The sequence below is a fragment of the Spirosoma sp. 48-14 genome, from assembly GCF_001898575.1.
Lineage (GTDB): Bacteria > Bacteroidota > Bacteroidia > Cytophagales > Spirosomataceae > Spirosoma.
Window position 1 is genome coordinate 1 of record NZ_MKUD01000001.1, and the last position, 12,978, is coordinate 12,978.

The window sequence follows — 12,978 nt, forward strand, 5'->3', positions numbered from 1 at the left end:
CCAGCCGCATTGAAGGCTTTCACCGTAATGCCCCCATAGCCCGTTTCCAGATTGGGTGTAGCCGTTCCCTGAGACCCATTGGCATTCAAGTCCTGAAAGACTTTACCACTTACCTGGGCTTGAACATTTAGAGCAAGCCCAAGTAAGCCAACCAACAACAGGATTTGCATAAAGCACCCGCTAAGGCTCCGATGCTTGTCTTTCTGCAGGAGATCAAACCTGTTATACTGCATCTCAAAGCGAGACTGTTGCCGTAAGCAGGTTGGTGATATATACGTTTTCATACAAGTATAGTTCATGTGATCGTGCTGAAATAGATTGGTTATGGAGCCTTTTGTTTTACAGTGATGGTGCCACAATTTGGACTGGTACACTGGGGTATCAGACCCGCATCCACCGTCAGATCAACCTGACCCGCCACTAGCGTATAGTTGCCCGTTCGACCGCCTACACCTGCATCGCTGTCCGTTGCATCGTTACCCGTATTCGGCGTGGTGAACGTAGCCCCACTCGGTGCCGTGAACACCACATAGTAGGTACCAGGGTCCAGATTCGGAAACAGGTAATGGCCGGTTGCGTCGGTTACCGTTGTACTGATAGGCTGGTTAGTGGTCGCATTATAGAGCGTCACCGTTACGCCAACCGCTGGTGGTTCATTCGCATCCTGCTGGCCGTTTTTATTGTTATCGTACCAGACATAGTCGCCAAGGGCCGCCTTCAATGGTACCAAGCCCGCATCCACCGTCAGGTTCTGCTCGCCAGCCGTCAGACTGTAAACGCCCGTCGTGCCGCTCTGACCTGTCAGACTCGCTACATCACTATCCGTGGCGTCGTTACCCACATTGGCACTGGTGAAGGTCGTACCACTTGGGGCGGTGAACTTCACATAGTAACTGCCGGGGTCCAGATTCGTGAATAAGTATTTACCATTGGCATCGGTCACCGTGGTAGAGACCACTGTGCCGCTCACTGCGTCATAGAGCACCGCCGTTACAGAAGCCACACCCGTTTCGGTGGGGTCCTGCTGGCCATTCTGATTCGTGTCGAACCAGACGTAATCCCCTAGAGACGCCTTCAATGGCACCAAGCCCGCATCCACTGTCAGGTTCTGCTCACCGGCCGTCAGACTGTAAACACCCGTCGTGCCGCTTTGACCTGTCAGACTCGCTACATCACTATCCGTGGCATCGTTACCCACATTGGCACTGGTGAAGGTGGTGCCACTTGGGGCGGTGAACTTCACATAGTAGCTACCGGGGTCCAGATTTGTGAATAAGTATTTGCCGTTGGCATCGGTCACCGTGGTAGAGACCACTGTGCCGCTCACTGCGTCATAGAGAACTGCCGTCACACTAGCCACTCCCGTTTCGGTGGGGTCCTGCTGCCCATTCTGATTCGTGTCGAACCAGACGTAATCGCCAAGACTGGCTGGTAGCGGGATTAAGCCTGCATCCACCGTCAGGTTTTGCTCACCTACCGTTAGACTATATACGCCTGTCTGACCACCTACACCCGCATCACTGTCGGTCGCATCGTTACCTACGTTAGCCGTGGTAAAGGTCATGCCACTTGGGGCCGTGAACTTCACGTAGTAGCTACCGGGGTCCAGATTCGTAAACAGGTATTTACCATTGGCATCAGTCACCGTGGTACTGATGGGCTGGTTGGTGGCCGCATTGTAGAGAACCGCCGTTACAGAAGCCACACCCGTCTCGGTGGGGTCCTGCTGACCATTTTTATTGGTATCAAACCACACATAGTCGCCAAGGCTAGCCTTCGCACAGGTTGGCCAGGGGTCGACTACCGCCTGACCCAGGGCTAAACAACCCTTGCTGTCAGTCACCGTTAGCGAGTAGGTGCCTGCCGCCAGACCACTCAGGCTGGTAGCAGCACTGCCGTTGCTCCACAGATAGCTGTAGCCAGGAGTTCCCCCTACCACACTCACTACCTGCACCGTGCCACCCGTTACACCGCCCTGGGCGTTACAGACCGCCGACAGCGATTGAATATCGGCCACGATCCGGCTCGGTGCCACCAGCGTGAAGCTCGCGCCACTCCGACAACCCAATCCGTCCGTTACCACTACATTGTATATACCCGCCTGTATAGCCGTCAGGCTCGCGGTTGTCGCCCCGTTATCCCATTGATAACTGTAGGTGCCACTGCCTCCGCTGGCCTGCACACTGATGCTGCCCGTCGTCGTGCCAAAGCAGAGTGGGTTGACCACCGTGCCGCTCACCGAAGGAGCACCAGGGTTAGCCACCACCGCCGTCGCTACGGCCGTACAGCCATTGGCGTCCGTTACTTTTACTTTATAGGTGCCACCCGCTACACCCGTCAGGTTTTGGGTCGTGGCACCGTTGTCCCACACATAGCTGTAGGGGCCAGTTCCCCCTGTAATGGTCAGGGTCACACTGCCGTTGGCGCCTAAGCAACTGGCCGAGGTCGGTGTGGCTACGGCACTGATCGGACTCGTTGAGGGAACAATCACCGCTACCGAACTCACACAACCCGCGCCGTCGGTGACCTTCACCGTGTAGGTGCCCGAGGCCACGTTGCTGATGCTGGCCGTGGTCGCCCCATTGCTCCACAGATACGTATACGTACCGCTACCACCACTGGCCGTTACCGTCGCACTACCGGTAGCCTGCTGGCAGGAAGCCGCTGTGGCCGTCGCCGTCAGCGAGGGACCACCCGTGCTCTGGATACTGCCCACCAGCACATCCTGACAACCGTTGGCATCGGTCACCGTTACGGTGAAGTTCTGCCCACCACTCAGCCCGGTAATCACCGAAGTGCTGGCGCCTGTGCTCCATGCATAGGTGTAAGGGGCTACTCCCGTGTTGACCGTCACCGTCGCCCGACCATCCGACTGCCCGCAGTGGGCTTCAGTGGTTAGCAGGTTGGCGCCCAGGGTACAGGGTTGCACGTAGATGATAGCCGGATCTTCGTCGTCCTCATCGGTGGCTGGGTTGGTGTCACCAGGGGTGCCCGTGCCGTTGCCGTTCACGCTGTCATCGCTACCCGAGTTAGGTGTGCCGCCCGCATCGTTGGTCGGATTCTGGTCGGGGGTGCTGTCCACATCGGTCGGTGGGGTATTATTGGGGTTGGTGTCATTATCGGCACTGCTGATTTCAGCTTTGTTGATAATGGGGCCACTCACCGTACTGCTCACCGTGAAGGTGATATTGACCTTCACACTGTCTCCGATGGCTAGCGAGCCCGAAATCGGCGTTTTCAGCGTGGCCAGACTGCCCGACTGATTCCAGTTAGCATCGTTGAGGGTCAGCCCTGCTGGCACGTAATCAGTCACCTGGATGTTATAGGCAGGTTGGGTGCCCTGATTTTTCACAGTAACGGTGAAAGTCACCTGGCTACCCGGTTTGATCACCGATGCCTGCCCCGTAGCCAGTTTCTTGGTCAACGCCAGATCGAATATGGAGCCAACAAAACCGAAATCGTAGTTATGATTTACAGCCCCATCGACACCCGTTGTTAGCTTGATCGTTGGTAAACCATTGACCAGAAACGCATCATTGTTGGTTGTCGTCGCTCCCGTATTGGTCGCCCCTGCGGTTTCACCCGGTGCAATGGTGATTCCGGTCAATGTCAGGCCGGTAGTCGAAGGGTCGGTTCCTAGCGACGATACCCGAATGGTGTAATCCGTTAATTGCGTAATGGGCAGGTTATACTTCTGGCTGGGTGTATCGTTTACCCCCGGTTGATTGGAGAAGATATAATTGCCGTTGGCATCGGTAACAGCGGTAGCTACCAGATTACCATTAGCATCCCGAAGCTCGACGGTTACCCCCGCCAGCGAAGGCTCACCTGCATCCTGAATACCATTGTTATTGGTATCTTTCCAGACCCGGTTACCAATCTCAATCGGAGGTACGGCATCACATATCTGGTCGGTACCTGTAATTCGAGTAAGCTTTTGGCCCCATCCAAGTATAGTAAAATAGTTTGCAACTCCAGAACTTAAATTTAAATAAGCGGCTCCGTAACTACTTACATCAGAAGGGTCGGAAAAACCACCAACTAACTCGTTTGTTCCAGCTTTTATATACAACCCCCCCTCATAGGTATAATTATGTTGCGAGGTTAAAGTTGATTGTTGAAAAAACCATTTTCCGCCTGGGCCATCAGAGCCAGTATTTTGACTAGTAACTTGTGACGTATAGGGCCCTAATTTTCCTCCATTTTCGAGGGTATAGGTTCCATCCCCATTTGGCCAAGCGCCCATAATATAACCTTTTTGTCGATTAGACGTAGCAGCATTATATACCAATCGGTCAGTCGTTCCAATAACCATTTGCCCGTTATCGCCAAATGCTAAATCTAGTAATACTGGTTGCACCTTACCACTAGAGGTAGAAGCCCAACCTACCTGACTATATCCATTGGCGTAAAGCTCCCCAGTTGTAAAATCAATCGGATAGCTTAGTACTTTACTCCAAGTAGCTGTTGTCGGATCATAGGCTAATACTACACCTTTTAAATCAGCGTTACTTCCACTAATCTCGGCATCGCACACGCCCCCCATATAAATTTTTCCACCATACTGCTTAAGAGCTGTAGGCCGATAAACTCCTCCACTACAATTCGCCAGCGAAGCTGGTGGGGTGATTTCAGAAGCCGTAGTGGGAGCCGTAGCGGGTAAGTTGTTATAATCGACGTTCGATACATCGACCTGCACTAGATTCCCATTACTCATATTCACTACGTATAGGGTATCACCCGAGACCGAGAATGTTAAGCCTCCTAGCCCCTGTACCCCAAATGGGTTACCTCCTACTGTGGTCGATGGATTGCCAACATTGATACCCAAATCTGATAGTTTTACTAACAGCTTTGCCCCCTGGTATGATTGGGTTCCATTTGGCCCATTATAATTCGCAATATAAATAGCTGATGAACCATCAGGAGCCATCGGGAATACACTAGGCATATTTGTCGATATAGGCGACATGTATACCAAGTTATTGGGGCGTTGTGAATCTAAACCTAACGGAACACCTACTTGCGCATAACCAATATCCATAGTTTGGGTAGTAGCATTGTAGTAATCAAGTCCCCTATCATAATAATTATAGGAATCAACTGACGTTGTACCTGTGATTAAACCTTTGCCAGTAACCATTCGAGGATTGGGCAGGAAGCTACAAACAATACTAGGGTTGTATAGTCCAAAATCATTATTTTGACTAGCACCTTGTATAAACTGCACCGTTGTTCCATTATCAATACCATATACCGAAGGGTTATAATATGATGGCCAATTCGTAAATTCAAGCCTATAAGGCTGGCCAGCAGTCAGATTACCAAAGCTGTAATAACCGGCAGGAATATTCAGTGTCGGATTGGCATAAGAGGTCGTTGTTGTTCCTACCAAATTCCCACTGGCATCGTAGGCTTTTACGGTCACCCCGCCTAAACCTTGCTCCGTACTGTTCAAAATCCCATTAATGTTCCCATCCAAATAAACTATACCACTGGTCGTATTTGAACTTACACAGTTATATACAGGATGCGTCACAGCATCGACCGAATAGGCTGTAGCATCAGTTTGCAACTGCACATAGCGAGCATCCACTGGCAGAGATATGGTCCGATTGGCTGCAACGGTAGATGCTGGTAGCTGCGCAATATTGGTGTAAGGTCCACCGGCAGTGCTAGACACCAGCACTTGTAAAGGAGCTACTAAATCGCTCGATTTGTAAGTAAACGTTAGTGTATTACCCCCAGCTACTATACTACCTAAATCGACGGTAAAGGGCGTAGTTGCATTGGCTGCTATGATAGCGTAGGCCCCGTCGGGGCTACCAGCCGCATTAGCCGGATTTGTTACACCACTAACAAGGCCAGACGGGCTTACGGCTCCAACCGCATAACTCACCACTTGTTGGCCGACTGCACAACTATTGGCGGGATTATTGACACAAGTATAGAGTGGATATGTTACGGCATCGACACTATATGCCTGTGTACCCGTTAACAGCTTTACGTATTGAGCATTCAGTGGCAAATTAACAGTCTGCGTGGTTCGGGTAGTACTTCCAGGCAATTGCGCAATGTCCGTATAAGGCCCTCCCAGACTAGTCGCGATCTGTACCATCAGTGCAGCCGCAGTTGATGAGGAAACATAGGTAACTCGCAAGCTGTTACCTGCCTGCACAGCCGAAGACGACAGTTGTAGCGTTACGTAGGAATTAGCAGCTAGTGTGGCATAAGCTGCATCGGGCAAATCAGTCAGATTATTGACATTACTTACACCGGAAGACGATTGGCCAATCACATTTAGTATCGGAGCCTGATAACTCACCGACTGCTGTCCTGAGCCACACGTACTTGATATGGGGGCAACGCAGGTATAGATTGGATAAGTTACTGCATCGACGTTATAGGTAGTCGATGTGGTAACCAGTTTTATATACTGGATACCGAAGGGTAGTGTTATTGGTACTGTTATGGCGGCAGTACTTCCTGGTAGTTGGGCAATAGCAGTATATGAACCTGTCGCACTGTTCGACACCAATACCTGTAGGGGAGCTGCGACATTGCTTGATGCATAGTTTATATACAGGGGTGTACCGGCTGGTATCATAGTCCCCATATCGGCTACCAAAGTACCATTAGCAGCCATTGTCACCAAGCCTCCATTTGGAACACCAGTAATATTGGCTGGATTGGTTACCGATGCACTATTGGTAATGGGCTGAACGGCCCCAACCAGATAACTACTCAATACCTGATTACCCGTACAGGACACTACAGGGCTAGGTACACACTTATAGATCGAATAAGTTAGAGCATCGACAAAATACTGAGTCGCAACCGTCTTAAGCAAAACATACCGAGCGTCTAGAGGTAGCATGAAATTAATCGTCCTGGCTGTTGTAGTACCAGGTAATGCGGCTACATTGGTAAACGTACTCCCATCGGTCGATACCTGCAGCAAAAGCGGAGATGTGACGTTAGTGGAATTATAAGTTATATTAATCTCATTACCAGCAGTAACAACATTTCCAAAATCATATATCTGCGACGTATTGGTACCAAAGGTCGTATTCACCCCATCGGGCGTGCCGAGTGCATTACTAGCTGCAGTAACTGTACCCGAAATTTTATTGCCCACCGCCTGCAAACCAGTAGTATAGTCGGTTAATATATTACCAGAAGCACAGGTCGTTGATACGGGGGTTATACAAGCATAAATAGGATAGCTAATCGCATCAAGATAATAAGTCGAATTTGTATTTGAGAACGTAGTTACCTGAATGTATCGGGCATCTATTGGTAATTTTATCGTGCTTCCTGCAACTATTGTGGTAGACTGTAGTGAACCAATATTCGTGAATGATGAAGTTGACGAGGTTGAAACAGCCACCTGCATAGGCATGACCACGTTGGGAGTGGTATATTGTGACCCATAGGTAAAAAGCAGTGGTGTTCCGCCCGGTATTACTGCTCCCATATCAAGTGTAAAGGTTGTACCAGGTGGAATTGTAGCTAAACTTCCATCTGGTACTCCTAACGAGTTCGATGTATTAGCCACTGTTCCGCCACTGGTATTGCCAGTCACTTTGGCACCAGCATCATAAGTTACCAGTGTCTTTCCTGATCCACAAGAAAGCCCAGGCTGCTTTACACAAGTATATACCGGGTAAGTCACTCCATCGATACTATAATTCGTGCCCCCTGTTTTCAGCAATACATATTGTGCTACAAACGGCAATATCAGAGAGTTCTTCGTAAGCGCTGTTGAGGGATTCAGTGAACCTACATAACTATAAGACCCTCCCTGTGTTGTCGATACTAGCACCTGTAAGGTAGCAGCGGAATTATCCGAACTATAGTTGACGCTTAATTCCGTTCCTGCTGGTATCAAACTTCCCATGTTAAGTTCTAGCGCTGTATTAGCAGGCATAGCCGCTGTAACTTGGTCAATAGGTCCTACAGCATTTGCCGGACTTGTGACACCCGACGCACTCCCATAGCTTTGTGCTCCTGCCTGATAAGACATTTGTATTTGACCAGTAGCACACGTGACTGAAGGGGGCGAAATACACTGATAACCCTTGTAGGTCACAGCATCCAAATAAAAGGTCGCTGAATTTTGAGCTGGTGAAATCAGTTTGACGTAACGTGCATTAACGGGTAAGGGGATATCAATCATTTTTGCGGATTGGTCCCCTTCCAAAGTTCCAATCGCGGTGTACGATCCTCCTGGGGTTGTAGCTACTAAGACTTGCAGTGGCAAAGCGGTACTTGCCCCTTGTGACGAATAATAGGTGAATGACAGTTCATTGCCAACATTAATTATACTCCCGAAATCAAGGATCAGCGTGTTAGTACTACCTAAAAGGGCATATGTGCCATCAGGTACCCCCGTAGCATTATTACTACTGGTAGCCCCTGTAAACGAATTCACACTAGATGTTCCAACGGGATAACTAACCGCTTGCTGCCCAGCCGCACAAACGGCCGGGTTGGCTACACAGTTATAGACGGTTTGAGTTATAGCATCAACGCTATAGTCCTGACCCGTCGTTAGTAAATAAACATATTGCGCATCAACGGGTAGTACTAAACTGGCAACTGTTCTGGAGGTATTCCCTGGCAACTGCGCAATATTAGTATACGCTCCCCCTGCGGATGTCGCAACTAGTACCTGTAACGGAGCCGTATTCCCCGACGATGAATAATAGATATTAATCTGGTTACCAGCACTAACTAAACCGGAGAAGCCTACTTTTATCCATGAATTTGCAGCCAATCCGGTTGATATGCCATCAGACAGACCTAATAAATTATTGTTATTAGTGACCCCTGCTGATGATTGACCATTCAGCGTAACAGTCCCATTTTGTGTAGTCAGGTTTTTTTGACCTGTAGAGCAGGCCGTATTAGGAATGGTTACACAATTAATTACCGGAACCGTAATAGCATCTATATTATAATTTATGGCACTAGTTGTCAACCTAATATATCTCGAATCAATCGGCAACGTAATTTGTCCTGTTGTGCTGACTGTATTAGGCGACAATGAGCCTATGTATGTATAGGTACCATTTGCACTAGTTGACGACCAGACTTGTAGTGGTGTAGAAGATGCTCCTGACGAATAGGTAAACGTCAGTGTATTACCAGCCGCCACTGTACTTCCCATATCCATTACGAGAAATGAATTGGCCGTCATTGCAGCTATGGCCCCATCAGGAACTCCCTGTGCATTAGAAGCATTGGTCACGCTTCCACTGCCTGTACTGCCCGAACTGGTGACAGCAACTGCGCCTGTGTTGTAAGATACAGACTGCTTTCCTGCTTGGCAAGCCGTGCTTGGCAACGTTACACAGAAATACAAGGAGTAAGTCAATGCATCTATATAATATACTGAACGCTCTCCCGCATTCACGAATTGCACATAGCGGGCATCGTAAGGAAGAGACAAACTCTGATTCATGACAGCTCGATCGGTAGAGCTGGGAGGTGCCGAACCTACTAAAGTAAAGGAACCCGGTGTTCCGGTAGTGCTCACCCACACCTGTACAGGAATGCTGTACGTTGCATCATAGAATGTTGAATAGGTTAAATTTAGTGTATTACCAGCCGCCACCACATTACCTAAATCGAGAGTCATAGTGGTAAACGCATCTAATGTAGCTGTTGCGCCATCCGGCAATCCAGTAGCATTAATACTATTTGTCACCCTAGTATTGACAGTGCCTGTTGTACCTGCTACAGTGAGAGCTCCTGTCGGATAACTCAAAAGAGTTTGCCCGGTAGAACAGACAGGAATTGGGTTTGCTGCACACCGATAGATAGGATATGTTACAGCATCCACCATATAAGTAGTACCCGTTGTCTGTAGTCGGACATAGCGGGTATCTAATGGTAAAGTTAATGAACCAGTTGTTGACGCATAAGACCCCGGTAACTGAGCTACGTTGGTAAACGAATTTGCTGCACCTGTTGTACTGACCAGAACCTGCAAAGGGGCATCTGTATCTATCGACCTATAAGTTACCGATAAAACATTGCCTGCTGAAAGTATAGTACCCATATCGAGAGTTACTGTCGAACTGGACGCTAACGTAGCCGTTAACCCATCAGGAATCCCAATTATATTGGAAGCATCTATGTTGCTACTAACAACTGTTTTCGCACCAGTCACATATCCTACCAGTACTTGATTAGGACCACAGCCAGGAACCTGCGCCCAGGCTCCACCGATGGTCAGTATCCATAGCCAGAAACCCGCCAGTATGTACTGCCAGGGCTTGAGTTGTTCTATTTGCTTGTACAAGTTTTGCATGGTCATCGCTCAGTTAGTGGGTTGGCGTCAGCCGAGGCAATACGCTCATTACAGTGGGATACGTAAATCTGTAGATAGCTGGAAGTATCCAGGCCCGCTGGTAAACTCTGGGCTGGTGTTCCATTGAGTGGCAGGTGGTTAAGCCGCTGTTGTTCGGTTGGTGGCCTGTCTAAACAAGCCATCGAGCAGGCTCCAGTCGACGCCCCCCTCCGCGCACCAGGATTCGCCAGCCTTAGCAGCCATTCAGGTAGTGATTGGTCTGCCGGATACGTCGCTGCTGATCGGAAGCGATCCGTAGTCAATGATAGTATCGACAGGCTACTGCTTAGGCTAATCCACAGCAATACGCCGGTTAGCCCGAGGAGATAGCCCCGTTTATGTGTAAACAAAAAACTCATATGTATATAGTAATAAATGAATTTCGAAAACAGTGGGCACAAGCAGATTGGGATGAGCTATGACAGCCCACCTAACCCGTTCATTGTTCCAGATCTATAGAAATGGCCGCGATTCAATCACGCACCTGAGGCACTTAGCCATATTGAAACGAGTGCCCCCGAATACGAACCTGATCAGCCTCTATCCGCAGGATAGGCGGTGTTGACTTCAACCGCCGAACCATGGGCCAAACGCTGGAAACCAAACTAGCTCCGCTGGCCGAGAGCAAACGGCTTTGTGGCTTAGGCCAACCCGTAAAAGCGGCCAGAATTTGCAGGAGATAGGCTAATAACTTCATTATCTTTTCATTAAGTAAATAGTAACGAACCCTCGTGCTGGGCTAGCTCTCAGGCCCTTCGTTCCTCAGGATGACCAAGGGGAGCAGGACTTTCTACACTCATCGTAAGACTGATACCTTAATCGGCACACAACGACTCAGGCTACAGATTGGCTCGGTAATGACCATAAACTGATCGGATGCAGGCGTATCTAAGCGGCTCCGTTGACCTGACGGCCATTGCACCTCTACTCGACTGATACTGGCCGTAGGGCCTAGACCGATCAACTGGGTATAGCTGTTGGTGATTCCATAACTCTCTCCGCTACGCACTTCACGCACCAGTTGAACACCATCCGACCGATAAACGACTATCTTTGCCCCTACCCCATTGCTGTTCGACTGCATGCCCTGCAAGGTCACGCCCAGAAAGTGGTTGCCATTGGGAGCCCCCAGCCATAAATCATCCTCAGCATCGGCTCTTGGGTAGTGACTGGTGTACACATCCAGAAAGCCATCGTGGTTCAGGTCACCCAAGGCAAAAGAGGTCGTCTTGATGGTTCCCAGGGCACCGGTCTGGAGTGTAAATGTTTTGTTGCCATTGTTACGCCACAACTGAGCGGCCATATCGCCTGTGACCAGTACATCCACATACCCATCGTTATCAAAATCCCGCATTAGCCCCTGTAGTGGCTCCAGTACATTTGCAATGCCGCTCTGGGTGGTGATGTCGGTGAAATGTCCTGTACCATCGTTCTCCAGTAACATGGTCGGGCTTTCGTGGTTGGTTATCAGTAAGTCCTGGTCGCCATCGTTATCGATGTCGGCGAAGTCGGCCGTCCACGACTGCCCACTGATTTTCACATTCGCTCCTGCGGCCGCTTCACTGAACCAGTTGGTTGGGTCAGTCGAAAAACTGGTCGTATTCTTCACCAACTGCCCATTGATGCGGTCGTAAGTATGGTTGATAAATAACTGGTTGATACGCCGGGGGTCACCCGCATTGGCAGGCCCCATGGCATACATTGAGCACTTGGCCAGGTAAAGGTCCAGATCACCATCGTTGTCGATGTCGGACCAGACTGAGCCGTAGTTACCGGAGTTGTCGGAAGCGGGCACGGTGCGCATATCGATCCAGTTGGTAACGGGTGCAAAAGTACCCTGCGCGTTGTTTTTCCAGATTTGATTGAGTCCTACATCGTTGCAGCCAAAGATATCCAGCCATCCATCGTTGTCGATGTCGACCAGGTTAGCCCCCTGCATCCAGATTTTAGGACTATTAATGGTATCAGCCAGCCAGCCATTGCTCTGGTTACGGCGCACCGTTACACCATCGTAGAAGCCAGCCGTAAGCAGGTCGTTGCGATGATCTTTATCCACATCCCCAACCAGGGTGGCAATGGGCTCCCTACCAAGGGTACTCAACAACGTGCTGCTGAAGGCATGAGCCGACGACTGGGTAAGTACTGACAACTGCTGTGTACGGGAATGGGTGCGAACAATATCATCGAGGCCATCGCCATCCAGATCGACCACTGCCTTCGATAAAAACCCGACAAAAGGACGTTCAGGTAGTTTATCAGTGGCATTGACGAAGCTAATTTGCCCATAAACGATCCGGTGAGCAGACGTAGCGATCATCATCGTGAGCAGCAATGTAGAAAGAGGAATTCTCATAGCAACTGGTTAGGCCTATTGATTTTGTCTTACAAACCCTTTCTTCCCTCTACTTCGAAGAGAGATAATCAGCAGAGGTTACTGATGTTAAATTAAAGTTGGATAAAGCGTAAAATATCTAACGTAGCATGATATACGTTACACAGTAACTGGCTCGTTAAACGAAACTGCCAAGTATAGCGATGAAGTTGTTTGAGAAACCTTACGGGAGCCGATTTGAGAATCTGCCCTCACCTTAACTGGCAAAAAACTGTACTTCGACGAACTC

5 protein-coding genes are annotated in these 12,978 nt (G+C 49.4%); all 5 read right to left on the reverse strand.

The features are described 5' to 3' along the window. The coding region (locus BGO59_RS00005; protein ID WP_293678871.1) for a hypothetical protein at positions 1-284 on the reverse strand (284 nt) is incomplete at its 3' end. Between the two features lie 38 nt (positions 285-322). Further along, positions 323-10,318, reverse strand: a complete 9,996-nt coding sequence (locus tag BGO59_RS00010; protein WP_293678873.1) for an SdrD B-like domain-containing protein — start codon at positions 10,316-10,318, stop codon at positions 323-325. A 2-nt stretch (positions 10,319-10,320) separates the two neighbouring features. After that, positions 10,321-10,716, reverse strand: coding sequence for a hypothetical protein (locus BGO59_RS00015; protein WP_293678875.1), 396 nt, complete (start codon positions 10,714-10,716; stop codon positions 10,321-10,323). 134 nt (positions 10,717-10,850) lie between these two features. Beyond that, positions 10,851-11,054 (reverse strand): hypothetical protein, encoded by a 204-nt coding sequence (locus BGO59_RS00020; protein ID WP_293678878.1) that lies wholly within the window; start codon positions 11,052-11,054, stop codon positions 10,851-10,853. Between the two features lie 99 nt (positions 11,055-11,153). After that, positions 11,154-12,710 carry a CRTAC1 family protein gene (locus tag BGO59_RS00025; RefSeq protein ID WP_293678880.1) on the reverse strand — a complete coding sequence of 519 codons (1,557 nt, stop codon included), beginning with the start codon at positions 12,708-12,710 and terminating at the stop codon, positions 11,154-11,156. Positions 12,711-12,978: the final 268 nt, after the last annotated feature.